Source organism: Streptomyces sp. NPDC087420 (assembly GCF_044744165.1).
Classification (GTDB): Bacteria; Actinomycetota; Actinomycetes; order Streptomycetales; family Streptomycetaceae; genus Streptomyces.
In genome coordinates this window covers 375,783-399,368 of the sequence record NZ_JBIUXU010000007.1, presented here as the reverse complement: position 1 = coordinate 399,368, position 23,586 = coordinate 375,783, and the positions used below count along the sequence as shown (strand labels likewise).

The window sequence follows — 23,586 nt, the reverse complement described above, 5'->3', positions numbered from 1 at the left end:
ACGACCCGGACGGTGCGCCGATCCGTATTCCGTACGGAGGCGCACCGCCCGGGGCGGTTCGTTTCGGCGGCGGCCTCCGGGTCAGCCCGCCTCCCGGCGGCCCGTCGCCGCCCGGGCCGCGTCGAATTCCACGTACCGCCGGCTCAGGATCGCGGCCAGGTCCGCCCATCCGGCGTAGTCCCCGTACTCCAACGCGCAGCGCTGGAAGGCCAGCCGGGGATCGTCCACCACCAAGCGGCCCTGGTTGGCCGCCACATGGTCCAGGAACGCCCGCGACTCATCGATGATCTTCGCGTTGTTGATGTGCCACTCGCCGGAGGAGTACGCGGCGACCCGCTTGGCCAGCCGCTCGCGCGCCGAGGCGGTCCACTTGAAGTGGTGCACCTGCGCGTACACACGCTCCGCGGGGGCGCCCCGGCCGGTCCAGCTGTTGTGCTGCCCGTACCCCAGCTCCACCCGGCCGCGGGCCAGCGGCACCTTCGTCGGCCGGGCGCCCATGAGCCGCAGGGTCACCAGTCCGGCGAGCGGGTACTGCCGCCACAGAGGCGCGGAACCGAACGGTTCGGGGTCGGGGAAGGAGCCGTCGGCGGCCACCCGGTCGAGGAACGCCCCTTCCACGTAGTCGAATCCGTGCCGCTCGCAGTGGGCGACCGTCTCCTTCAGGGAGTCGGGGTAGACCTGGAACTCGTCCAGGTCGGCCACCACCCACCAGTCGTCGGGGTGTTCGGCCATCGTCTCGCGGATCAGCCGCGGGTTGAGGTGTTCGTGCCACGGTCCGACACTGATCCGGGTGAAGTCGTGCCCGGCGCCCCGGACGACCTCGACGGACGGCGGGAGGGCGGGGTCCGCCATGCTCTCCACATGGCGGATCACATGGAACGCCTCGACGCCGAGCCCCTCGTAGTGGGCCAGCATGTGGGCCAGGAGAGAGGTGTCCCCGCCGACGACCGACACCAGCCGGACGGTCACGACGAACCGGTCAGGGCGAGGACGGAGGAGTACTCCTCGTAGAGGCGGCGCAGCGCGTTGTCGGGGAACACGTCACCCCACGGCTTGTCCCCGCCGATGAAGTGGATGATTCCCTCACGGCGCGTCAGATAGTCGAGACGCCCGCTGCCGAAACGCCCGTGCACCGGGTGCTCGATGAGCTTGTTCCACTTGTCGGGTACGGGCGTCCAGCGCTCCGCGTAGAGGTAGTTGAGGATGTCCTGGTCGAGCGTCGGGATGTCCTTCCCGTACGTCCGGTAGATGTCCAGGGACCGTTCCGTGGTGTTCTCGGCCCGCCACCGGTCCATGTCGATCAGCAGGACTCCCGCGTTGAAGTAGCCGGGCGGCTTGGCGCCGGTCTGGCTGAGGCTCGCCCGGTCGCCCAGGGTCAGCACCCGGGCCGGCGCCACCTCGTTGATCACGGCACCGATGGTGTTCCCCGCCAGGTCGTACCGGTACAGCTCCGTCAGGTCGTCCAGGACCAGGGTGTCGACGTCCAGGTAGATGACACGGCCGATGTCCCGGGGGACGACGTCGCCGATGTGCAGGCGGTGCAGTGTGGCGGCCGTCCAGTGCTTGCGGGGTGTGGCCATCTCCAGGCGGTCGGGGACGGTGTAGAGGTCCACGTCCCCCACCCGGCCCAGGGCGTCGGCGAGGAACCGCCGGCCGTCGGCCCCGAGTCCGGAGTCGATGACGTGGAAGGCGGGGCGGCTGCTCGTGTCGCGCAGGCCGGCGCCGATCGAGTGGGCCACCACGGCGGCGGCGTCGACATAGTTCTGGTCCACCGCGAACACCACGTGGAGATCCTGCTGTCCCATGACCGCTCCTCGGCTTCTCGGGGGTTCGTGATCGCCACTCTACGAGGCGGGACATGCGCTGGCAATGTTCTGCCTCAACTTGGCACAATGGGATAACTCCAGCGGCTCGATACCGTTGCCACGTTGGGCAATGGCTGGCAAACTTGCTGTCGGGCGCCTCGCCCGCCCTTCCCCGAGCCCGTCAGAAAGGCGTGCACCGTGACCATGACCCAACTGCCCTTGACCGACGTGGGGATCGTCCCGCTGGCCGGCGCTATCGGCGCCGAACTGACCGGTGTGGACGCGGCAGGACCGCTCGGCGACGAGACAGTCGCGCAGGTGCGCCGCGCCCTCCTCGCCCACAAGGTGGTCTTCCTCCGCGGCCAGCGGCTCGACTACGACAGCCAGGCGGCGTTCGCCCGCCGGTTCGGCGACCTGACCCTCGGACACCCCGTCTACAGCGCCCCCAAGGACCGGCCCGCCGTACGGGAGATCGACTCCCGCGCGGGCACCCGCGCCAACCACTGGCACACCGACCTCACCTTCGTCGAACAGCCGCCGGCCCTCGCCTTCCTCCACAACAAGGTCATCCCGCCGGTGGGCGGTGACACCATGTGGGCGAACACCGTTGCCGCGTACGAGAGCCTGCCCGAGCCCCTCCGCGAACTGGCCGACCGCCTGCGGATCGTGCACAGCAACGACTCCGACTACACCGACGAGACGGTCGCGGCCCGCGCGGAGTACATCTCCACGCTGTACGAGACCGAGCACCCCGCCGTCCACGTGCACCCGGAGACCGGCGAACGGTCGCTGCTCCTCGGGGGCTTCGCCCGCCGGGCGGTGGGCTTCGGCCCGCAGGCCTCGCGCGACCTGATGCGGATCCTCCAGGAGTACGTGGTCCGGCCCGAGCACACCGTCCGGTGGACCTGGCGCGTCGGCGACCTGGCCATCTGGGACAACCGCGCGACCCAGCACTACGCGATCCACGACTACGGCACCGAGGACCGCCGCGCCGAGCGCTGCACGGTCGTCGGCTCCGTCCCGGTCGGGGTCGACGGCCGCCCGAGCGTGACCGTGAGCGGTGACACCTCCACGTACAGCGCCGGTGTCGCCTGAGCGTCCGCCCGTCGAACCGAGAGGGTCCCATGACCACGACGATCCGCAGGGCCGTCATTCCCGCCGCCGGCCTGGGCTCGCGCCTGCTGCCGCTGACGAAGTCGACACCGAAGGAGATGCTCCCGATCGGTGACAAGCCCGTCATCGAACACACCGTCAGAGAGCTGGTGGCGTCCGGCATCACGGACATCACCATCGTGGTCTCCGGGGGCAAGGGCCTGATCCAGGAGCACTTCCGGCCCAACCCCGCCCTGGCCGAACAGCTGCGTATCGACGGCAAGCCGGCGTACGCGGACGCGGTGGAGGACGTCGCCGAGCTGTCCCGGCTCGGGCACATCACGTACCTCGACCAGCACGGCCCGTACGGCAACGGCACCCCCGTCCTGAACGCGGCCCGCAACTTCGACGACGAACCGATGCTCGTCCTGTGGCCCGACGACGTGTTCGTCGCGGAGGTCCCGCGCGCCCAACAGCTCATCAGGGCCTACGAGATGACCAACAGCCCCGTCCTGGCCCTCATCCCGATGGACCCCGCGGACTCCCGGCGCTACGGCGTCCCGGTGGTCGCGGAGGACCTGGACGACGGGCTGCTGCGCATCACCGGCCTGGTCGAGAAGCCCAAGCCCGAGGACGCGCCCTCCGCGTACGCGGCCATCGGCGGGTACGTCATCACCCCCGCCATCATCGACGAACTGCGCGAACAGACCCGGTGCTGGCACGAACACCGCACCGGCGAGATCTACCTGACCGACGCCATCAACGCGTACGCGCGGCGCCACGCGGCGTACGGGCAGGTCATGCGGGGGACGTGGTACGACACCGGCAACCCGCTGGCGTACCTCACCGCGCAGTTCGCGGTGGCTCTCGCCGACCCCGAGTACGGCCCGCACCTGCGCCGGCTGGCGCGGGACCTGGGCGATCCCGAGGGCTCCGTCCAGACGCCTGTCCGTGGGGGGCGGCGGCGCACCGGGACTGGCCGGTTCCGGCCCGGCGCGTTCGGCCCCGTTGACCGTCCGAATCGGCACATGTCAGCTTGGGTGCCGCCCGGGGACGCGCCCCGGGCACGACGTGTCGAGGGAGAACGATGAAGGCGGAGAGATCCCGTTCCATGTCGGCTGTCACACTGGTCGCCGTCCTGGCGACACTGTCCGTCGGTACGGCGGTCACGGCGCAGGCACAGCCGTCGGCGTCCGGGGCCGCCGTGACGGCCGTCGCCTTCGGGGCCGAGAGCGAGCCGTCGCCCGAGGAGCAGGCGCACCTGCGGGAGGTGGCCGGGACCATCTGGACGCCGGAGCTGGCCGCCGGGTGGAACATGAACAGTGAGGTCGAGGCCGTACTCTCGACCGTGACCAACGAGATCCTCGAATGCTCCCGCGCCTTCGCGCTGGTGCCGAGGCCGCCCGCGTTCTTCCCCGGTCCGAGCTACCTGCGCCAGTACTGGAAGCAGGTCAAGGACTACTTCCTGGCGGTGCGGGACAACCGTACGTACCGGGCGTGTGTGGTCACCGGTGCGGCGAACTACCGGTCCGCGATCGAGATGGCGTCCCAGGGCATCTGACGGCCGGCGGCCCACCGGAACACACGCTTCGGCCCCTGTGCGGCACCCGCCGCCCAGGGGCCTCCGTGCAACCTCTTCCGTACAACCCTTCCGTTCAGCCGGAGCTACGCGACCGTGTCCGCCAGCGCGCCCGCGAGACCGTCGACCACCGCGCGGGCGCCCTCGTCGTCGATCACCAGGGGCGGTACGGCCATCACGGACGGCCCCGCCTGCCGCAGCAGCAGCCCCTGTTCCCTGGCGCGGACCACCACGCTCGCGGCGGTCTCCGCCGACGAGGTCTCCACGACGAGGATGAGCCCGAGCCCCCGGACGTCGACCACGTGCTCGTTGGCGGCCAGCGGGGCCAGCCGGTCGAGCATGGCGCTCCCGAGCGTTTCGGCGCGCTCGACCAGACCGTCCTTCTCCACCACGTCCAGGGTGGCCAGGGCGGCCGCGCAGGCCACCGAGTGCCCGGAGGTGGTGTGGCCGTAGCGCAGGCCGCCGATGACCGGGTCCTCGCCGAACGTGTCGTGGACGCGCTGCTGGACGTTGACCGCCGCGATCGGTACGTACCCGCCGCTCAGGCCCTTGCTCGACACCAGGATGTCCGGGGTGACGTCCTCGCGCAGCGACGCGAACATCCGCCCGGAGCGGCCGTACGCCGTGAACACCTCGTCCACGATCAGCAACGTGCCGGTGGCGTCGCACAGTTGGCGCAGGCCCCGCAGGAAGCCGGGCGGCAGGACAATGGCGCCGCCGACGTTCAGGAACGGCTCGACCACCACGGCGGCGGGCGGGTCCGCCGGGTTCTCGTACAGGGCCCGCTCGAAGGCGGCGAGCAGCAGCGGCGCGGACTCCGGGCGGCGCAACTCCCTTGGCGGCAGCGGCAGGTCGACCAGGGTGGCGTCCACGGGCGACCGGAGGAGGTGCTGACTGCGCGGCAGGGTCGACATGCTGCGTGTGAGCAGGGTGGAGCCCTGGTAGCCGCGCGCGAACCCGACGACCCTCGACCGGGGGCGGCCGAGGTGGGACCAGTAGGCGGAGGCGATCATGAGGGCCGCCTCGAAGCCCTCGGAGCCGCTGTTGACGAACAGGGTCTTCGACAACTCCGGCGGCAGGTAGGACGACAGGCGTTCGGCGAGCAGTCCCGCGGGCTCCTGGCTGGCGAGCGAGAGGTCGAAGTGGTGCAACCGGGCGGCCTGTTCGCCGATGGCCCTGATCACCTCGGGACGCGCGTACCCGCACGTGGAGTTGAGGGACGCGGCGTCGAGGTACTCCTTCCCGTCGACGTCCCACACGCGGTGGCCGGCGCCGTGCGAGATCATCAGCGCCGTACGGTCGGCCGCCAGGGGCGACCAGGTGTGCCACACGTGCCGCCGGTCCCGTGCCCGGGCCTGTTCGAGCCGGGAGTCGGCGATGAGGTGCTGACGGGGTGCGGGGGTGGTCCGGGTTGCGTCCATGGTGTTGCTGACTCCAAGGGATGTGTCGGGGCGTTCCTTCTGGGTCCTGGGTGCGATCGGAGGGGCGCTGGGGCGGCGGGTACTACCAGGCCACGGGGCCGTGGTCGTCGAAGAATCCGCCCGTCGGTCCGTCGTCGGGCAGGGTGGCCAGCTCCACGATGACGCGCGCTCCCTCCTCGGCGGAGCGCGGCGCCCGGAAGTCGTTCATGTCCGTCGCCGTGTAGCCGGGCGAGGCTGAGTTGATCTTGAAGTGGGCCAGGCCGGGATCGTGGGCGAAGGCCCTCGCGTACTGGAGGGTCAGCATGTTGAGCGCCGCCTTGGAGCTGGTGTAGGCGAAGCGCCGGTCCGCGTCGCCGGGGAGATCGGCCCCGTCGCCGGTCAGGGTCAGCGAGGCCGTGGTGCTGGAGACGTTGACGATCCGGGGCGCGGGGGAGCGGCGCAGAAGGGGCAGCGAGGCGTGGGTGACGGTCACGACGCCGAAGACGTTCACGTCGAACATGTCACGCATCCGGTCGGGGGTGGTCTCCACCGCCCTCGAACCGACGAACATCCCCGCGTTGTTGACCAGGACGTCGAGCCGTCCGTGTGTGTTCCGTACGTGCTCCGCCGCCGCCTCGACCCCGGCGGGATCGGTGACGTCGAGCTGAAGGGCCGTCACGGGCAGCCCTTCCCAGGCCAGTTCGCGCGCGGCCTCCTTCCCCCGGTCGAGACTGCGGCTGCCGAGCAGGACCGTCACGCCCCGCCGCGCCAGCGCGCGCGCCGTCTCCTTGCCGATCCCCTTGTTGGCCCCCGTCACCAGGGCCACACGGCCGGGACTCCTCATCGGTGAGGTCCTTTCGCGAGACGACATTGCCAGAGATGGCAACTATAGGGCAAGGTGTTGTCATCCTGACAGGCTTTCAAGTGCCTGAAGCCGTCCGTGCTTTGGCTGACAGTGAGGTGGGCCCGCGATGACCGTGCCTGAGAACGTGGTGCCCGACCGGGCCGCTTCGGTGAGTGAGGCGAGCCGGGTGGGGCCGGCGGATCCCCGCGTCGGGATCACGCCGGGCAGGGGGGTGACTCCACCGGGGCGTGCCCGCTGGGCGGCGCCCGCGCCGTTCCTGATCGCCGGGCTGCTCTTCGCCAACTACTACCTGCGGATGCCGTCGTTGAAGACGGAGTACGCGCTGTCCAACGGCCAGCTCGGCCTCTTCCTCCTCCTGCCGGTCGTCACCGGCCTGGTCACGCTCCAGACGGCCGGGGCCCTCGTCGCGCGCTTCGGCAGCGGCCCGATCGCGCGGACCACCATGGTCGCCCTGCCCCTCTCCCTGGCCGGGATCGCGCTCGCCGGCGACCGGGTCCAGTTCGGCGCGGCCCTGCTGGTGTTCGGCGCGGTCAACGGCCTGGTGGACGTCTCCATGAACGCCCACGCCATCGCCGTCGAACGGGCCCTGGAACGCCCCATCATGAACAGCTGTCATGCGGCCTGGAGCATCGGGACGATGGTCGGCGCCGTCCTCGGCGGCATCGCCGTGAAGACCGGCCTCTCCTTCACCCAGCACTTCCTGCTGGTCAGCTTGGTGCTGGCGGTCATCGGGGCGGTGGCGGGCCGGTCGATGCTGCCGGGCTCCGCCGACCGGGGCAAGAAGGAGGCGGACGGCAAGCGCGAGCGCGTCGGCTGGCGGGACGGCTGGACCCCCCGCGTGGTGGTGCTCGGGCTCACCGGGACCGTCGTGCTGGTGTCCGAGTCCGCCGTGGGGGACTGGAGCGGGATCTTCCTGCGCGACGAACTCGGCGCGACCCTGGCCACGGCGTCGCTCGCGTACATCGCCTTCAGCTTCTGCCAGACCGGCGGCCGGCTCATTGGGGACCGGCTGAACCAGAAGTACGGTCCCTCCGCCCTGGTCCGAGGGGGCGGCGCCATCGCCGTGGCGGGCCTCGCGGTGGTGGTGTTCAGCCCCACGCCCGCGGTCGCGGTGGTGGGGTTCGGGCTGCACGGCGCTGGGCTGTCGGTGATCGTGCCGATCATCTTCAGCGCGGTGGGCCACGGAGCCGCCGACGGCGAGACCGGCAGCGCGACCGCCGCGCTGGCGAAGGTCAACACCCTGACGTACGGCGGGTTCCTCGCCGGTCCCATGCTGGTCGGCCTGTTCGCGGACGGGTTCGGGCTGACCATGACACTCGCCGGACTGCTGGTGGTGCTGGCTGTCACGGTGAGTACGGGCCTGAGGCGCGTGTAGCCCGCCCGCGGATGCGCGGAGTTGCCAGAAATGTGCCTCAGGCGCCCCCTTTCGACGAACGACGAACGACGAACGACGAACGACGAACGACGAACGACGAACGACCGAACGAACGACGACCCGCAGAGGAGTTCTGATGTCGGATTCACTGGGAACGGGCCTGCTGCCCGGCCGGACCGAGACCCGGGCGAGGGACCAGGAAGCATGGACGGCGCTCGGACGGGGCGCACCCCTGCCCCTGTCCGGGCGGACCCCGGTGCACGAGCTCGTGGCGCACTACGCCCGTACGGAACCGGCGCGTACCGCCGTGCACAGCGGCGACACCGCCCTCAGCTACCGCGCGCTGGACGCGTGGGCCGGACGTGTCGCGGCCCAACTTGCCGCGCTGGGCGTCGGCCGGGGCTGCCGGGTCGGCGTGGTCGCCGACCCGTCGACGGCCATGGTCGCCTCCGTACTCGGCGTCCTGCGGTCCGGGGCGGCGTACGTCCCCGTCGACCCGTCCCACCCCGAACGGCGTGTCGCCGACATCCTTGCCGACGCCCGGGTGAGCGCCGTCGTGGTCACCTCGGAGGCCGGGGCGCGCCTGGGGGGTCTCGGGCTGCCGCTCGTGGACGCGGAGGGCGAGGCCGCCCGGCCCGGCTCCCACACGGCGGACCCGCCCGCCCACCGGGTCGGTCCGCAGGACCCGGCGTACCTCATCTACACCTCCGGCAGCACGGGAGAGCCCAAGGGCGTCCTGGTCGAGCACGGCCAGCTGGCGGCCTCGACCCTGGCCCGCCGTACGGTCTACCCGGGCGAACCGGTCTTCCTCCTGGTCTCCCCCCTGGCCTTCGACTCCTCGGTGGCCGGCCTGTGGGGCACCCTCACGGCGGGCGGACGCCTGGTGGTGGCCACGGCCGACGAGGTCCGCGACCCCGAGCGGCTCGTGGAGCTGGTCGAACGGCACCAGGTGACCCAGATGCTGTGCGTCCCCTCGCTGTACCGGGTGGTGCTCGACGCCGCCGAACGGCTGGGCGCGGAGCGGCTGCGCTCGCTCCACACCGTGATCGTGGCGGGCGAGCCGCTCCCCGCGGAACTGGTCACGCGCCACTTCGCCTCACACGGCGACCCGGTGTCCCTCGTCAACGAGTACGGCCCCACCGAGGCTACCGTGTGGGCCAGTTACCACCGCTTCGACGGCGCGGGCCCGGTGTCCGTCGGACGTCCGGTGCCGGGGGCCCGGCTCTACGTACTGGACGAGCTGATGCGGCCGGTGCCGCGCGGGGTCGAGGGTGAGCTGTACGTCGGCGGCGCCGGCGTGGCCCGTGGCTACTTCGGCCGTCCCGACGCCACGGCCCGCGCCTTTGTCGGGGATCCGTTCGCGGGGGCGCCGGGCGCCCGCATGTACCGTACGGGCGACTTCGTCCGCTGGAACGACGCCGGGACGCTCGACTTCGTCGGCCGCCGCGACCACCAGGTGAAGATCCGTGGCCAGCGGGTCGAACTCGGCTTTGTCGAGGCCCAGTTGTGCGCGCTCCCCGGAGTGCGCGAGGCGGTCGTCGTACCGGTCGGCGGGGACACGGGACTGGCCGCGTTCGTGCTCGCGCCGTCGGGCCCGGACGGCGGGGCGCTGCGGGAAGAGCTGGCGCGGCGGCTGCCCGCCGTGATGGTCCCGGCCCGTGTCACGGTGCTGGAAGACCTTCCCCGTACGGTCAACGGCAAGGCGGACCGGGCGGCACTGGCGGCACGGGCGGCGGAAAACACCCACACCGCCGCTGCCGGCCAAAGTCACACCGACACGGACACCGCCCCGCACACCGACACCGATCTGGCCACCCGCGTCTCGGCCGCCTGGGCCGAGGTGCTCCAGAACACCTCCGTCCCCACGGACGTCAACTTCTTCGACATGGGCGGCCACTCCCTCGCCATGTTCCAGCTCCAGGAGGCCCTGGAGCGCCACACCGGAAAGCGGCCCTCGGTCGTCGCGCTCTTCCGGCACACCACGGTCCTGGCCCAGGTCGCGCTGATCCGCGACAGCGGTACGGAGTCGGACGCGGTCCTCACGGCCTCCCGGCAGGCCACCGCCCGGCGCGCCCGCGTCCTGCGGGCCCAGCGGCAGCGTACGGAACAGGAGACAGTGAAGTGACTGAAGTGACTGAAGTGACTGACGTGAGCGAAGTGACGGAGAAGCCGTCGACCTGGCTCCAGTGCGCCGTCCCGGTGGCGGACCCCCAGTGGCAGCTCATCTGCTTCCCCCACGCGGGCGGTTCAGCCTCGTTCTTCCGCGACTGGGGCCACCACCTGCCCGGCGTCCGCGTCCACGCCGTCCGCTACCCGGGGCGCGCCGAGCGCCTCGCCGAGCCCGTCCCCACCGACCTGCGGGACCTGGCCCGCTCGACCGCCGACGCCGTGGCGGCCCTCCCGGGCGTCCCCGACCTGCCACTCGTGCTGTTCGGACACAGCATGGGGGCCGCCGTGGCCCTGGAGACGGCGCGGGCCCTGGAGGCCCGTGGCATCACCCCCGCCCACCTCATCGCCTCCGGCTCCCGCGACGCCGACTACCCGCCCCCCGAGCCCGTGACCGAGATCGACGAGGACGACGCCGAGGTCGTCACCCGGCTGATCACCCTCGGCGGCACCGACCCCGAACTGGCCGCCGACCCCGTCTTCCAGGAGCTGGTCCTGCCGTACATCCGGGGCGACAGCCACATGTTCCACTCCTACCTCCCCCGCCCGGAACCCCTCCTGCGCTGCCCGGTCACCACGATCGTCGGCGACGCCGACCCCGACGCCGACCGGCGCCCGTGGAGCGGACTGACCGGCGGCGGCTTCCGTGAACAGCGTGTGCCGGGCGACCACTTCTACCTGGTCCCCGAGCCCCCGTACGCCCTGGTCCTCAACTCCGTCGCAGCCCCCGCCGAGCACTGAGCGGCCTCATCCCGGAGGGCACCATGACCACCGACGAACGGAACCCCGACCGGCCCCACGACTACCTCATCAGCATTGTCCTGCCCTGCTACAACGAGGAGGAGGTGCTCGACCGGACCCACCGGCGGGTCACCGAGGCCGTACGGGACCTGCCGCACGAGATCATCTACGTGGACGACGGCAGCTCCGACTCCACCTGGTCCCTCATCGAGGGGTACGCGGACCGGGCGACCACCGTGCGGGCCGTCCGGTTCAGCCGGAACTTCGGACACCAGGCCGCGTGCCTGGCCGGACTCGCGGAGGCCACCGGGGACGCGGTGGTCCTGATGGACGCCGACCTCCAGGACCCGCCCGAACTCATCCCGCGCATGGCCCGCGCATGGCTCGACGGCTGGTCCGTGGTCTCCGCGCGCAGGACCGCCCGACACGGCGAGAGCCACCTCAAGAAGGCCACGGCGTACGCGTACTACCGGATCCTCGCGGGGCTCTCCGACCGCCCGGTCGCCCTCGACACCGGGGACTTCCGGCTGCTCGACCGCCAGGTGGTCGACTTCCTGACCGGCCTGGCGGGCGAGCGCGCCCTGTTCCTGCGCGGGGCGATCAGCTGGTCGGGCTTCGCCGAGACCAGCATCGAGTACGAACGCGACGCCCGCCTCGCGGGCGGGACCAAGTACACCCCGCGCAAGATGATCGCCCTCTCCCGCAGCGGTCTGCTCGCCAGCGGGAGCGCGCTGCCCCTGCGCCTGCCGACCTACATCGGCGCGGCGTCGCTCCTGGGCGCCTTTGGAGTGGGGGTGGCGCGCCGGAGCGTCCGGCGGGCCGTGCCCCTGGGGGTGTTCGGGCTCCAGTCCCTGGCGAGCGGAGTGCTCGGTGAGTACCTCCTCGCGGCCTTTCAGCAGGTGCAGGGCCGGCCGCCCTATCTGGTCGCCCGGCGCACCTCCGAGGCGCGTACGGCGCACGGCAGCGAACCGCGACGACCCATCAAGGAGTTCGTGTGAACGGCGAGTTGAGGAACCCCGCAAGCGCCCAGGACATCAGGTCGGACGTCATCGTGGTCGGCGCGGGCTTCACCGGCCTGTCCGCCGCCCTCGAACTGGCCACCAAGGGGCACCGGGTGCGGATCGTCGAGCGGGACCCGGAGATCGGCGGGCTGGCCGGCAGCTTCGACGTCGGCGGCGGCCGGCGCATCGAGCGCTTCTACCACCACTGGTTCGCCTCCGACGAGGAAATCCTCAACCTGTGCGCGGAGTTGGGGATCTCCGAGGCCGTCGAGGCGCACGTCACCCGTACCGGCATGTTCTACGCCAACTCCATCTACCGCCTCTCCCGGCCCACCGACCTGCTGCGCTTCGCCCCGCTCCCCCTCCGCGACCGGCTGCGGCTCGGCCTCCTGGCGCTGCGCGCCCAACGAGTCAAGGACTGGCGCGAGCTGGAACACCGTACGGCCGAGGAATGGCTGGTCTCGCTGGGCGGGCGCCGGGTGTACGACGTGGTGTGGCGCCCGCTCCTCGAAGGGAAGTTCGGCCACTACGCGGACCAGGTCGGCGCCACCTGGATGTGGACCAAGCTGCACCTGCGCGGCGGCAGCCGCACCAAGTCGGGCAGCGAGACCCTCTACTACCTGCGCGGCGGCAGTGAGACCCTCCTCACCGCCCTGCACAAACGCCTGACCGCGCTCGGCGTCGACCTGCTCACCGGCACGCCCGTCGACTCCGTCACCTTCGAGGACGGCAGGGTCAGCGGCGTACGGACAGCCGCGGGCGAACACCTCCCCGCCCGCCAGGTGTTGCTCACCGTGGCCCCCGAACAGGCCGCCGCCCTGCTGGAGTCCGGACCGTCCAACACCGAACCCCACCCCTCGGCCCCCGCGCTGCTCCGGCAGCTGCGCCGGATCCCGTACCTCGCGAACGTGTGCCTCGTCCTGGAGAACAACCGCCGCCTCTCCGACACCTACTGGCTCAACGTCAACGACCCGTCGTTCCCGTACGTGGGGGTGATCGAGCACACCAACATGGACGACCCCGGCAGGTACGGCGGAAAGCACGTGGTCTACCTGTCCAAGTACCTCCCGGCCGACGCCGAGTTGTACCGCATGAGCGACGAGGAGGTCTTTGCCCACAGCCTCCCGCACCTGCGGCGGATGTTCCCGCGCTTCGAACGCTCCTGGGTGGACGACTACCACGTGTGGCGCGCCGAGCACGCCCAGCCGGTGATCACCCCCGGCTACCGCGAGGACATGCCCCCGCTGGAGACCCGGCTGCCCGGCCTCTACCTGGCGAGCATGGCCCAGGTGTTCCCCGAGGACCGCGGCACCAACTACGCCGTACGGGAAGGCCGGTCGGCCGGCCGGCTGATGGCCGACCGCCTGCGGACGCGGCCCGCCGCCCGTGCCACGGAGGCCTCCCGTGACTGAGCTGCTCACACTCGACCAGGCCGAAGCCCTCTCCATCGGCCAGGTCCACGACCTCTACGGCAGATACGTCAGCCGCAGCCAGGTCTCCCTGATCGGCGCGTTCGGCTTCGGCAAGGACCTCGCCGAGAGCGCCGAGGGCTGCTGGATCCGGCTCAAGGACGGGCGGCGTGTCCTCGACTTCACCGGCGGGGTGGGCGTACTCAACCACGGGCACAACCACCCCCGCGTCCTCGCCGCCCGCGACCGGTTTCGCCGGGAGCGCCGGATGGAGGTGCACAAGAACTACTTCTCGCCCTACGTCGCCGCCCTCAGCCACAACCTCGCCGCGCTCCTCCCCGGCGACCTGAACGTCTCCTACTTCCCCAACTCCGGCGCGGAGGCGGTCGAGGGCGCCCTGAAACTCGCGTACAAATACCACCGCGGACGGCGGGGCACCGTCCTGCACACCGACATCGCCTTCCACGGCAAACTGCTCGGCGCGGGCAGCCTCACCGCCTCCCCGGAGATCCACTTCGACTTTCCCCGGATCCCCGGGACCGACTCCTTCGCCTACGACGACCTCGCCTCCTTCGAGCTGGCCCTGGAGCGGCACACCGGCACCCGCGGCGACAGCGACGTCTACGCGCTGGTGCTCGAACCGTTCAGCGCCTCCAGCCTGCGCGAATGCTCCGCCGGGTTCCTGCGGGAGGTGCGCCGGATCTGCACCGAGCAGGACATCGTCCTGATCTTCGACGAGGTGTACACCGGCTGGGGCAAGACCGGGGAGCTGTTCCACTTCATGCGCCACCCGGGACTGGTCCCCGACGTGGTGACCATGTCGAAGTCGTTCGGCGGCGGCAAGGCCTCCATCTCGGGGTACGTCACCCGCGAACCGGTCTTCCGCGCGGCTTACGACAACCTCGGCGACGCCACCCTGCACAGCACCACCTACTACGGCTTCGGCGAGGAGACCGCGACGGCGCTGGAGGCCGTGGCGGTCGCGGTCGAGGAGGACTTCCCGGGACGGGCGCGCAAGCTCGGCGACCTCCTGTCGGCGGGCCTCGCGGACCTCGCCGCCACGTACCCCGCGCTGATCACCGGGACGGCGGGACGGGGCGCGCTGCACGGCGTGTATCTGCGGCAGGGCCCCCAACTGCCGTCTGCGGTACGGGAGATCCTGCCGGGCCCGCTGGCCGGGGACCCCCAGATCTTCGCCAAGCTGCTCACCGGCGCGGTGATCGCCGCGCTCTACCGGGATCACGACGTGCTCACCTTCTTCGGCTCCAACCGGAGGATCGCGCTGATGGTCTCGCCCCCGCTGGTGGCGGGGGAGGAGGAGGCCGGGATCTTCCTGCGGGCCCTGGACGCCGTACTGGCCAGGGGCGCGCTGCGGCTGCTCACGGACTTCGTCGTGGAACGCTTCGCACCGGCCGGGAAGGCACACTGATGCACGGCCCCACACTGATGCACGGCCCCCCACTGATGCGCGGCGCGCTGCGCGGGAGCGGACTGCGCTCGTACTGGCTGAGGAACTACCCGTGCCTCGCCGAACCCGGCGCCCGGGCGGCGGCCGAGACGCACGTCCTCGGCACCCTGGCGACCCTGCCCCTGCCCTACCGCGCCGGATACGCCGTCGCCCTGCGCGCCCTGCCCGTGGCGTACCGGCTCAGGACCGGGCGCTCCCTGCGCCGCGCCTCCCCGCACCAGGCGCGCCGGGGCATGGCCGCCCTCACGGCACTGCCCGGATTCACCGAGGTGGTGCGGTCGAGTACGGCACTGGCGCTGCTCGGCGCCCTCGACCGGCGTACGGGCGGCAGCGGAAGGGGACCGGCATGAGAGCGACAGGCCGTGGCGGGGTGCGCGGGGTCCGTACGATCGACACGGACGTCGTGGTCGTCGGCTCGGGCGCCGGCGGAAGTGTCGCCGCCCTCGAACTGGCCGCCGCCGGGCTGGAGGTGACGGTCCTGGAGGAGGGCCCGAGGGTCGACACCGCCCGGCTCGCCGCCGCGGGCCCCGCCGAGAACATGCGCGCGCTCTACCGCCACGGCGGGCTGATCCCCGTCCTCGGCGAGCCGACCTTCCCGTACGGCGAAGGACGCTGTGTGGGCGGCACCACGGTCGTCAACGGCGGCCTGCTGTGGGAGCCCCCGCCCGCGCTGCTCCGGCGCTGGGCCGAGCACTCCGGCATCGACGGCTACCGCGCCGCCGACCTGGAGGCCCATCTGCGGACCGTCACCGACCGCCTGGGCGTCTCCGTCCAGCGCCACGGCGACGGCAACCGCGACTCCTCGCTCCTGACGGAGGGCGCCGACCGGCTCGGCTGGCGCTGGAAGCACGCCCGGCGCGCGGTCCGCGGCTGCCTGCACAGCAACCGCTGCACCACCGGCTGCCCGAGCGGCGCCAAACAGAGCATGGCCGTCAGCTACCTGCCTCTCGCCGAGGCCCAGGGCGCCACCGTACGGGCCGGCACCCGCGTCCTGCGTGTCCTGCACGACGGCGGTGCCGCCCGTGGGGTGCTCGCCGTGGACGCGGACGGCAGGCGTACGGTCCACCGGGCCCGCGCCGTGTTCCTCGCCGCGGGACCGCTGGGCACCCCCGCCCTCCTGCAACGCAGCCACATCCACCGGCGTCTGGCCGGACGGGAGTTGGCCCTCCACGTCAACCTGCGGACCGTGGCGCGCTTCCCCGGGGAGGTCCGCGCCGAGCGCGGCACCCTCTTCACCGCCCAGGTCCAGGAGTTCGACGACCGGGGCGTACTGATCATGCCGTCCAACGTGTCCCGGGGCTCGCTGGCCGCCGCCGTGGCCGGCCGGGGTCCCGCCGACACCGAGCGGCTGCTGGCCGACTTCGGCCGCCTCGGTGTGTACACCACCCAGGTGCGCATGGCCGGCACCGCACGGGTCAGGGCCACGCCCGGCGGGGGAGTGCTGCTGCGCCACGGCATGACCACCGGGGACCACAGCGCCCTGCGCGACGCCTTCCGCGCCACGGCGGAGGTGCTGTTCGCCGCCGGTGCCACCGAGTTGCTGCCCCCGGTGTCGTCGGCGCCACCGCTCCACACCCCGGCCGACGCCGACACGTTCTGCGACCGGGTGCGGCCGGCCGACTGGGAGCTGGTGTCGGTGCACGGCATGGCGTCCGCGCGGATGGGCGCGGCGGACCGCGGCGGTGTGTGCGACGCGGACGGCCGCCCCTACGGCTTCACCGGGCTGCGGATCTGCGACGCCAGTGTGCTGCCGGGGGTCACCGGCATCAGCCCGCAGGGCACGATCATGGCCTTCGCCCACGAGATCGCCGCCCGCTACGCCGAGTTGTCCGGGAGGAACCATGACTGAGCCGCCGCTCACGAGCCGTACGGCACCCGAGGCCGACCGGCACCAAGAGGTGCCAGGGGTACGGATGTTCAGCACCGCGGCCCTGGTCGCCTCGTGCGTCGGCTTCGCCCTGATCGGGGCGCTCCAGTCGCTGTACGGGCCCGCCATTCCCGCGCTGCGCGAGGAGTTCGGGCTCACGCCCTCGGCCGCCGGGCTTGCCCTGAGCGCCCACTTCACCGGCGGCGTCGCCGGTGTCCTCGTCTTCAACCGGGTGCACGGCAGGGTGGGCAACCGCGCCCTGCTCGGGACCTCGTACGCGCTGATGGCGCTCGGCAGCCTGGGCTTCGCCCTCGCCCCGTCCTGGCCGGCCGCGCTCGTCGCCGCGCTGGTCTCCGGGCTCGGCTTCGGCGGGATCGACTACGGCCTCAACCAGCTGTTCGCGGTGGGCTTCGGGAACCGGGGCGCCGCCATGCTCAACGTACTCAACGCGCACTTCGGCATCGGCGCCGTCGCGGGCCCCGCGCTCATCGGACTGCTGGGCCCCGGCCGGTACATGGTGGTGTTCGCCGCCTTCGGTGTGGTCTCGGCGCTGCTGCTGTTCTCGCTCCGGGGCGTCAGCGACAAGGGCGGCTCGCCCGTCCTGCCTGGTGCGGCGGGCGCGGCGGGCGCCACGGACGCGGCGGTGCTGCGCCGCAGCATGGGCGGCATCCTCGCCGCGTTTGTCGCGCTGTACGTCCTGCACGTGGCCGTGGAGGCCGGAGTGGGCGGCTGGGAGCCCACCCACCTGGAGACCGTCGGGTACGGGTCGGCCTTCGCCGCCTCCGCCACCTCCGTCTACTGGTTCATGATGACGGTGGGCCGCTTCCTCGTGGTGCCCCTCACCCTGCGCCTGTCGGAACCGGTCATCGTGGCCGTCAGCTGCGTCGGCATGGTCGGCTGCCTGGCGCTGGCGACCGTACCGGCCGCCGCCCCCTACGCGTACGCGGGAGTCGGCCTGTTCATCGCCCCCATCTTCCCCACCGGCCTCACCTGGCTGAACCGGACCGTCCCCACCGCACGGCGCGCCGGCGCGTACGTGATCGCCGCGTCGATGATCGGGGGTGTCGCCGCGGGACCCGCGTTCGGCGGGGTGATCGAGTGGTCGGGACCGCGGATGGTGCCGGTGCTGCTGTGCGCGACCGCGCTCGTCTGCCTGGCCCTCGTCCTCTGGATCCACCGCGCGACCGGCCGTACGGAGGCGGCCCGTTGACCTTGCTCCCTTGACCTTCTCTTTCCTTGCCAAAGAGCGCCGGGCATCTGGCAAAAGGAGCCCGACGCGCACGATTCACGTACCGGAGTCGAGTCTTGGAGCTGGGCGTACGCGGCCCAACTCCTGTGAAGTTTTGGCAAGATGATGGACGTGGAGTTGCCAGGTGCGTATCGTTCTGTGCGTCGGCAGAGGCCCGAACCACGGACCGGGAGGTCGCCCTGATGCGTATCGCTGGAGCAACTGTTCTGCTCACCGGTGTGACGGGCGGCATAGGCCGCGCCCTCGCGCTGAAACTGTCGGGCAGGGGCGCGCGGCTGGTGGTGACGGGCCGTCGCGCCGAGACGCTCGACCCCCTCGCGGCCCAGCTGGGCGCCCGCCCCGTGGTCGCCGACCTCGCGGACCCCGAGCAGGTCACCGCCCTCGCCGAGCAGTGCGCGGACGTCGACATCCTCCTCGCGAACGCGGCCCTGCCCGCCAGCGGCGACCTGCTCGACTACACCCCCGCGCAGATCGAGCGCGCCCTCACCGTCAACCTCAGCTCGCCCATCCTGCTCGCGCGGCTCCTCGCCCCGCGCATGGTGAGCGCGGGCAGCGGGCACCTCGCCTTTGTCGGCTCGCTGTCCGGCAAGGCCGCGACCCCGTACTCCTCCCTCTACACCGCGACCAAGTTCGGCCTGCGCGGCTTCTCCCACAGTCTCCGGCAGGACCTGCACGGCACCGGTGTCGGTGTGTCGCTCATCCAGCCGGGCTTCGTGCGCGAGGCCGGGATGTTCGCCGCCACGGGGGCCGCCGTGCCGAGCGGTGTCGGTACGGTCAGCCCCGACCAGGTGGCGGACGCCGTCCTGCGCGCGATCGAGGAGAACCGGTGCGAGGTCAATGTCGCGCCGGCCGCACTGCGGCTGCGCTGTGCCGTGGCCGGCCAGTTCCCCGGTTACGCGGAGAGGTCGGCCGGCCGGGGCGGGGCGAATCCCGCCGTCGACCGGATCGTCGAGGCACAGCGGGCGTCCCGGTGAGCGGACGGCCCGGGGGTGGACGAAAGTCGCCGTCCCGCGCCTCACCCCTCGGGGAACAGCGCCTCCAGGAAGCCGTTGGAGAACTTCCCCTCCGGGTCGTACTTCCGCGCCAACCGGCCGAATTCCACGGCCCGTTCGTACCCGGCGGCGATCTCGGACGCGCCCAGCGAGGTCAGCTTGCCCCAGTGGGGGCGGGCCCCCAGCGGCACGAGAAGCTCCTCGACGGCGGTGATCAGCGGCGTGATGGCCGCCGCGTCCTTGATCCAGGTGAAGTGGAACGTGGCCGAGTCGCGGCCGTGGGCGGGGCTGAGCCAGAGGTCGTCCGCCCGGACCGTACGGACCTCCGCGATGTGCAGCACCGGCGCCAGCAGGTGCCCGATGCCGCGCAGGGCCGCGAAGGCGGCGGGAGCCGCCTCGCGCGGGAGGTAGTACTCGGACTGGAACTCCTCCCCGGCACCCGGCGTCAGCTCGGGCCTGAAGTGCGGCAGCCGCTCGAACCAGGGGCCCACGCTGCCCAGTTGCTCCGTACTGAACTCCGGAGGCATGCCGGGCACTGGGTTGAGGGGCACCCGAGCGGGCTCCCCGCCAGCCCAACCGCCGTTCTCCCCCTTCCCGCTCCGGTCGACCCGGTCCTTGAGCCACACCTGGGTCTCGTCACCGAGCCAGTCCGTGAACACACTGACGCTGTACGCGGCGGAGAACACCTCGCCGAACCGCTCCGCGACCTCCGTGAGCGGCACCCGGACGCGGACCCGCTGTGTCATGTCGTAGGACGGCTCCACGTCCAGGGTGACCTGGGTGACCACGCCCAGCGCGCCGAGCGCGACCACCGACCCCGCGAAGGTGTCCCGGTCGGTGTCCCGGCGCAGCTCCACCAGATCGCCCTCAGGGCCCACCAGTTGGAGCCCGGCCACCGAGGCGGCGAGACAGCGCCGGCTGTCGCCCGAACCGTGCGTACCGGTCGCGCACGATCCGGCGACCGAGATGTGCGGCAGCGAGGCCAGGTTGGCCAGGGCGAGCCCGGCCCGCTGCAACGCGAACGCCAGGTCCGCGTAGCGCGTACCCGCCGCGACGGTGACCGTCGCCTCCCGCCGGTCGAGGCGGACCGTGGGCGGCAGGCCGTCCAGGAGGACACGGTCCCCCGGCGCCTCGGCTACGGCGCTGAAGGAGTGACCGCTGCCGAGCGGCCGTATCCGCCTCCGCTCCGCGACGAGCCGGCGCAACTCGTCCAGCGTGCGCGGCCGGTGCACCCGGCCGGGGTCGTAGGACACGTTGCCGGCCCAGTTCGTCCGCGGCAGGTCTGTGGTGGCTTCGAGCTGTGTCATCGCTTCGACTCCAATGAGCGGGACGGACGGCGCCGGGGCGCGTGGCGCCGCATCGGGAAGAGGCCCGCGCCCGCCGGCCCGGTACGAGGCACCGGGCCGGCGGGAACACGGGTGACACCAAGAACACGCCCGTGGCGGTCGGGTGCACGGACCCCACGGCCGCCATGGACGGTCGTACGACTGCCAGGGACGGTCACACCACCGCGGCCGGCACCATGTCGTCGACCAGGACGAAGCGGAATCCCCGCTCCAGAAGCCCCTCGATGACGGCGGGCAGCGCGCCCACGGTCTGCGACCGGTCGCCGCCCCCGTCGTGCAGGAGGACCACCGACCCGGGACGTGCCTGGTCGAGGATGGCCGACGCGATGAAATCCGCGCCGGGCATGGTCCAGTCGTCCGGCGCGACGTCCCACAGGACGGTCCTCGCGTCGGTCCCGGCCAGCCATCCCATCACCTCGGGCGTACGCGACCCGTACGGCGGCCGGAACAGGGTCGGCACGGCACCGCCCCCCACCTCGGCGATCCCCTCCCCGGTCCGGTCGATCTGCTCCACGAGCTGCGCCCGGGACAGATCGGGCAGGAACGGGTGCGACCAGGTGTGATTGGCGACCCCGTGCCCCTGCTCCCGCATGCGGACGATCTCCTCGCCGTACGCGCGGGCGTTCATCCCGACACAGAAGAACGTCGCCGGTACGCCGTACCGTTCGAGGACGTCGAGGATCTGCCCGGTGTACGGCGGCAGCGGACCGTCGTCGAAGGTCAGGGCGATCTCGCGCCGGTCGCGCCGGCCGTGGCTCAGACAGAGGCCCGCCGTCGTCATCGCCGCCAACTCGCCCGTCGCCGAGGCGATCCACTCCGCGAGCAGGTCCTCCCGGCCGGTCTGCGTACCGCGTCTTCTCTCCAGCCTGGCGAGGGAGCCGAGCCCGCGCCGCGCCGCCACCCGCGCCAGCTCCCCGGCCCCCACCGAGCCGAACACCGGCCGGGACGGCAGGAGATGGGGGTCCGCGCGGTACACGTCCAGGCCCGCGGCCATCATCCGGCCGTCGAGTATCCCGTTCGTACTGTCCACCACGGTGACGAGCCGGTGGCCCATCCCCCGTAGGTGGGCGATCAGTTCATCGGCGCGCCGGGCGTCGAACGACACCGGGGACGTCATCCGCCGGCCGTCCCCGTCGACCGTCTCGACCTCGTAGCCGGCGGCGCTCCAGGCGACTCCCGCGTACAGCATTCTGTTCCCCCTCGATGTCATCCGTTCAGGCGGGCTTGACGTATTCGGTGAAGTGCCGCTCGGCGAACAGCTCGGGCCATCCGCCGCCGTCGAGCCCCAACTCCCCGGCCCGGCGCAGCATGTGGCGCCAGTACGGCTTCACCGGCGGCCAGAGGGTCCCGGTCTGGCAGTACGAGGCGTCGACGAAGTAGCGGGGCTTCCCGGGGCTGTCGGGCCGGGGACGGCGGGCGTGGAACAGCGCCGAGTGCAGGACCACCGTCGACCCGCTCGGCAGCCGGTCGATGACCACCTCGCCGGGCAGCTCGCGTGTCCCCAGGTGACCGCGGGCCGTCTTCTCGGCCACCTCGTGGTGCGAGCCGGGCAGCACCACCAGCGAGGAGGTGTCGGGGGAGAGCCCGTCGAGGTAGTGCAGTGCGTGGATCATGCTGTGGGCGCGGTCGGTCTGCGGTGTCTGCTCGTAGTCGTGGTGCCAGGACTTTCCGGCGATGCCGGGGGCCTGGCGGTCACTGTGCAGGTGGTGGAAGACGAACGAGGGACCCATCAGCTGGGCGAGCAGCGACAGGAGGGGCCGGTGGTTGATCAGCTCACCGTGGCCCGGGAGTTCGAGCTCCATGACCGGGGGGACGCCGTGGATCTCCGGGTGGGTCGCGGAGGCGATGGACCGGGTCCGCAGGCCGTCGTCCACCCAGCTGTCGACTTCGGGTTTGACCTTGGACACCAGTTCGGTGGGGAGGAAACCGGGGAGGACCAGGTAGCCCAGCCGCTCGAAGCGGTCAAGGTCGGCGCCGTCCAGAGCCGGCGCGGCGAGGGTCAGTGTCTCTAGCGTCATGAGGTCGGGCTCCGCTCTGTCTTGGTCTGTGATGGTCTTTTCGGGTCGGGTCGGCTCGGGTCAGGGCAGGGGAGGTCGGGTGGGCTCGGGTCAGTGCCAGCCGAACCAGGTGAGGTCGCAGCCCTCCCAGCGCAGGGACGGCTGGTCGGTCTCGTTGGCCTCCAGGATTCCGCCGGCCGCCACGAGGGAACGGAGCCGTGTCTCGCTCCCGTCGGGCGACACGACCACGAGCCGCTGCCCGTCGCCGGCCGTCGAGCTGCCGACGAGGACATGCCCGAGATCGGTGTCCTTGCGGACCTGGAGGTGTTCGTCCTCGACCAGGCCGAGCGCGGCCAGGTCGACCGACGCCTCGGCGACGGTGGCCTTGTCGAGTTCCTCGACGTAGTCGATGCCCGCGCGCTGGAGGAACGCCAGCTTGGCGGTACGGCGGTGGGTCTCCGTCCCCGCGTCGAGGAACCGCCGCAGGATCTCCAGGTCGGTGGCGCCGATGTCGATGTTGGTGGAGATGTTCTTGCTGTGCATGTTGTAGACGTACGTGGCTTCCGCCGGCAGCGAGATCGGGATGCCGGCGGCGGCGAACCGCAGCCACAGGTCCCAGTCCTCCGCGTAACGGCACGGCCGGTAGCCGCCGACCGCCTCGTAGTCCTTCCTGCTGTACAGGCATCCGACGCCGATGTAGTTGCGTACCAGCATGTAGACGTACTGGTCCTGGGAGTCCGGCAGCCGCTCGACCACCGGGCGCGGGATGTTCTCCGTCTCGCCCTCCACCAGCAGGAACCGCCGGGGCGCGATGAGTCCGGGCTGCCGCGCGTACGCCTGGGTCATGCCGGCCACCGCGCCGGGCAGCAGGGTGTCGTCGGCGTCGAGCTGGAGGATGAACTCCGAGCCGGTGGCCTCGATCGCGGTGCGGCGGGCGTGCCACGTACCCCGGGGGTCGGAACGGATGACCTTGAGGGGCAGCAGGTCGACCCACCGGCGGGCCCGGTGGTAGGTGTCGTCGTCCGAGCCGTCGTCGACGACAACCACCTCGTCCGGCGGGACGGTCTGGGTCACGAGGGAGGCCAGTGCGCGGTCGATGTACGCGGCGCCGTTACGGGCCGGGATGATCACCGCGACGGTGGGGGTGTTCACCGGGAGTTGCTGCTCGGCTGACATCGATGCTCCTTGATGGGTGGGCAGGTGAAGGGCGGGCGGCGCGCCGCGATGGCCTCGT

General features: G+C 72.0%; 20 protein-coding genes and 1 pseudogene. 13 read left to right on the top strand and 8 right to left on the bottom strand.

Features of this window, described 5'->3' with window-relative positions; genetic code table 11:
* Positions 1-81: 81 nt before the first annotated feature.
* Positions 82-969, bottom strand: a complete 888-nt coding sequence (locus tag ACIO1C_RS17090) for a hypothetical protein (RefSeq protein WP_401863971.1) — start codon at positions 967-969, stop codon at positions 82-84.
* A complete protein-coding gene (locus ACIO1C_RS17085; protein WP_327233978.1) occupies positions 966-1,805 on the bottom strand; it encodes a glycosyltransferase family 8 protein in 840 nt (279 codons plus the stop codon). Before ACIO1C_RS17085 ends, ACIO1C_RS17090 begins: the two co-directional genes overlap by 4 nt.
* A gap of 204 nt (positions 1,806-2,009) precedes the next feature.
* On the opposite strand from ACIO1C_RS17085, the gene ACIO1C_RS17080 reads away from it, so the two are divergent.
* The 3 genes and pseudogenes from ACIO1C_RS17080 (at position 2,010) to ACIO1C_RS17070 (ending at position 4,458) form a co-directional block, all read left to right on the top strand.
* Positions 2,010-2,900 carry a TauD/TfdA dioxygenase family protein gene (locus ACIO1C_RS17080; RefSeq protein ID WP_401864157.1) on the top strand — a complete coding sequence of 297 codons (891 nt, stop codon included), beginning with the start codon at positions 2,010-2,012 and terminating at the stop codon, positions 2,898-2,900.
* Positions 2,901-2,929: 29 nt separating this feature from the next.
* Positions 2,930-3,814: pseudogene (locus ACIO1C_RS17075) on the top strand (UTP--glucose-1-phosphate uridylyltransferase); the annotation flags it as partial.
* 194 nt (positions 3,815-4,008) lie between these two features.
* On the top strand, positions 4,009-4,458 hold the full coding sequence (locus tag ACIO1C_RS17070; protein WP_401863968.1) for a hypothetical protein: 450 nt from the start codon (positions 4,009-4,011) through the stop codon (positions 4,456-4,458).
* A gap of 104 nt (positions 4,459-4,562) precedes the next feature.
* Here ACIO1C_RS17070 and ACIO1C_RS17065 read toward each other — a convergent pair whose 3' ends face one another.
* Positions 4,563-5,897 carry an aspartate aminotransferase family protein gene (locus ACIO1C_RS17065; RefSeq protein ID WP_401863965.1) on the bottom strand — a complete coding sequence of 445 codons (1,335 nt, stop codon included), beginning with the start codon at positions 5,895-5,897 and terminating at the stop codon, positions 4,563-4,565.
* An 82-nt stretch (positions 5,898-5,979) separates the two neighbouring features.
* Complete coding sequence (locus tag ACIO1C_RS17060; RefSeq protein WP_401863962.1) at positions 5,980-6,720, bottom strand: SDR family oxidoreductase; 741 nt, start codon at positions 6,718-6,720, stop codon at positions 5,980-5,982.
* A 127-nt stretch (positions 6,721-6,847) separates the two neighbouring features.
* On the opposite strand from ACIO1C_RS17060, the gene ACIO1C_RS17055 reads away from it, so the two are divergent.
* From ACIO1C_RS17055 to ACIO1C_RS17010, 10 genes are all read left to right on the top strand, one after another.
* Complete coding sequence (locus ACIO1C_RS17055) at positions 6,848-8,116, top strand: MFS transporter (RefSeq protein WP_401863960.1); 1,269 nt, start codon at positions 6,848-6,850, stop codon at positions 8,114-8,116.
* A gap of 136 nt (positions 8,117-8,252) precedes the next feature.
* On the top strand, positions 8,253-10,241 hold the full coding sequence (locus ACIO1C_RS17050; protein ID WP_401863957.1) for a non-ribosomal peptide synthetase: 1,989 nt from the start codon (positions 8,253-8,255) through the stop codon (positions 10,239-10,241).
* Between the two features lie 23 nt (positions 10,242-10,264).
* Complete coding sequence (locus tag ACIO1C_RS17045; protein ID WP_401863955.1) at positions 10,265-11,023, top strand: thioesterase II family protein; 759 nt, start codon at positions 10,265-10,267, stop codon at positions 11,021-11,023.
* A gap of 23 nt (positions 11,024-11,046) precedes the next feature.
* Positions 11,047-12,021, top strand: a complete 975-nt coding sequence (locus ACIO1C_RS17040; protein ID WP_401863953.1) for a glycosyltransferase family 2 protein — start codon at positions 11,047-11,049, stop codon at positions 12,019-12,021.
* The gene (locus tag ACIO1C_RS17035) at positions 12,018-13,436 is read left to right on the top strand and encodes an NAD(P)/FAD-dependent oxidoreductase (protein ID WP_401863950.1); all 1,419 of its coding nucleotides are present in this window, start codon (positions 12,018-12,020) and stop codon (positions 13,434-13,436) included. Before ACIO1C_RS17040 ends, ACIO1C_RS17035 begins: the two co-directional genes overlap by 4 nt.
* On the top strand, positions 13,429-14,862 hold the full coding sequence (locus ACIO1C_RS17030; RefSeq protein WP_401863947.1) for an aspartate aminotransferase family protein: 1,434 nt from the start codon (positions 13,429-13,431) through the stop codon (positions 14,860-14,862). The genes ACIO1C_RS17035 and ACIO1C_RS17030 overlap by 8 nt, the downstream gene beginning before the upstream one ends.
* The gene (locus ACIO1C_RS17025) at positions 14,862-15,251 is read left to right on the top strand and encodes a hypothetical protein (protein WP_401863944.1); all 390 of its coding nucleotides are present in this window, start codon (positions 14,862-14,864) and stop codon (positions 15,249-15,251) included. The genes ACIO1C_RS17030 and ACIO1C_RS17025 overlap by 1 nt, the downstream gene beginning before the upstream one ends.
* Positions 15,248-16,750, top strand: coding sequence for an FAD-dependent oxidoreductase (locus ACIO1C_RS17020; RefSeq protein WP_401863942.1), 1,503 nt, complete (start codon positions 15,248-15,250; stop codon positions 16,748-16,750). Before ACIO1C_RS17025 ends, ACIO1C_RS17020 begins: the two co-directional genes overlap by 4 nt.
* A complete protein-coding gene (locus tag ACIO1C_RS17015) occupies positions 16,743-17,978 on the top strand; it encodes an MFS transporter (protein ID WP_401863939.1) in 1,236 nt (411 codons plus the stop codon). The genes ACIO1C_RS17020 and ACIO1C_RS17015 overlap by 8 nt, the downstream gene beginning before the upstream one ends.
* A gap of 221 nt (positions 17,979-18,199) precedes the next feature.
* Entirely contained in the window at positions 18,200-18,991 is a 792-nt protein-coding gene (locus tag ACIO1C_RS17010) for an SDR family NAD(P)-dependent oxidoreductase (RefSeq protein WP_401863936.1), read from the top strand.
* 41 nt (positions 18,992-19,032) lie between these two features.
* Here the strand turns inward: ACIO1C_RS17010 and ACIO1C_RS17005 are convergent, their stop codons facing one another.
* The 4 genes from ACIO1C_RS17005 to ACIO1C_RS16990 all read right to left on the bottom strand — a co-directional run bounded on the left by ACIO1C_RS17005 (position 19,033) and on the right by ACIO1C_RS16990 (position 23,528).
* Positions 19,033-20,316 (bottom strand): D-arabinono-1,4-lactone oxidase, encoded by a 1,284-nt coding sequence (locus ACIO1C_RS17005; RefSeq protein ID WP_401863934.1) that lies wholly within the window; start codon positions 20,314-20,316, stop codon positions 19,033-19,035.
* Between the two features lie 193 nt (positions 20,317-20,509).
* Positions 20,510-21,544, bottom strand: a complete 1,035-nt coding sequence (locus ACIO1C_RS17000; protein WP_401863932.1) for a polysaccharide deacetylase family protein — start codon at positions 21,542-21,544, stop codon at positions 20,510-20,512.
* Between the two features lie 25 nt (positions 21,545-21,569).
* Positions 21,570-22,373, bottom strand: coding sequence for a phytanoyl-CoA dioxygenase family protein (locus ACIO1C_RS16995; protein WP_401863929.1), 804 nt, complete (start codon positions 22,371-22,373; stop codon positions 21,570-21,572).
* A 90-nt stretch (positions 22,374-22,463) separates the two neighbouring features.
* Entirely contained in the window at positions 22,464-23,528 is a 1,065-nt protein-coding gene (locus ACIO1C_RS16990) for a glycosyltransferase (protein WP_401863927.1), read from the bottom strand.
* Between the last annotated feature and the right edge of the window lie 58 nt (positions 23,529-23,586).

Bases quoted from the DNA above. Each gene is read 5' to 3' on its own strand.
- ACIO1C_RS17040 (WP_401863953.1), top strand. From the start codon at position 11,047: ATGACCACCGACGAACGGAACCCCGACCGGCCCCACGACTACCTCATC.
- ACIO1C_RS17050 (WP_401863957.1), top strand. From the start codon at position 8,253: ATGTCGGATTCACTGGGAACGGGCCTGCTGCCCGGCCGGACCGAGACC.
- ACIO1C_RS17085 (WP_327233978.1), bottom strand. From the start codon at position 1,805: ATGGGACAGCAGGATCTCCACGTGGTGTTCGCGGTGGACCAGAACTAT.
- ACIO1C_RS17020 (WP_401863942.1), top strand. From the start codon at position 15,248: ATGAGAGCGACAGGCCGTGGCGGGGTGCGCGGGGTCCGTACGATCGAC.
- ACIO1C_RS17070 (WP_401863968.1), top strand. From the start codon at position 4,009: ATGTCGGCTGTCACACTGGTCGCCGTCCTGGCGACACTGTCCGTCGGT.
- ACIO1C_RS17060 (WP_401863962.1), bottom strand. From the start codon at position 6,720: ATGAGGAGTCCCGGCCGTGTGGCCCTGGTGACGGGGGCCAACAAGGGG.
- ACIO1C_RS17000 (WP_401863932.1), bottom strand. From the start codon at position 21,544: ATGCTGTACGCGGGAGTCGCCTGGAGCGCCGCCGGCTACGAGGTCGAG.
- ACIO1C_RS16990 (WP_401863927.1), bottom strand. From the start codon at position 23,528: ATGTCAGCCGAGCAGCAACTCCCGGTGAACACCCCCACCGTCGCGGTG.
- ACIO1C_RS17025 (WP_401863944.1), top strand. From the start codon at position 14,862: ATGCACGGCCCCACACTGATGCACGGCCCCCCACTGATGCGCGGCGCG.
- ACIO1C_RS17055 (WP_401863960.1), top strand. From the start codon at position 6,848: ATGACCGTGCCTGAGAACGTGGTGCCCGACCGGGCCGCTTCGGTGAGT.
- ACIO1C_RS17010 (WP_401863936.1), top strand. From the start codon at position 18,200: ATGCGTATCGCTGGAGCAACTGTTCTGCTCACCGGTGTGACGGGCGGC.
- ACIO1C_RS17065 (WP_401863965.1), bottom strand. From the start codon at position 5,897: ATGGACGCAACCCGGACCACCCCCGCACCCCGTCAGCACCTCATCGCC.
- ACIO1C_RS17080 (WP_401864157.1), top strand. From the start codon at position 2,010: ATGACCCAACTGCCCTTGACCGACGTGGGGATCGTCCCGCTGGCCGGC.
- ACIO1C_RS17015 (WP_401863939.1), top strand. From the start codon at position 16,743: ATGACTGAGCCGCCGCTCACGAGCCGTACGGCACCCGAGGCCGACCGG.
- ACIO1C_RS16995 (WP_401863929.1), bottom strand. From the start codon at position 22,373: ATGACGCTAGAGACACTGACCCTCGCCGCGCCGGCTCTGGACGGCGCC.
- ACIO1C_RS17005 (WP_401863934.1), bottom strand. From the start codon at position 20,316: ATGACACAGCTCGAAGCCACCACAGACCTGCCGCGGACGAACTGGGCC.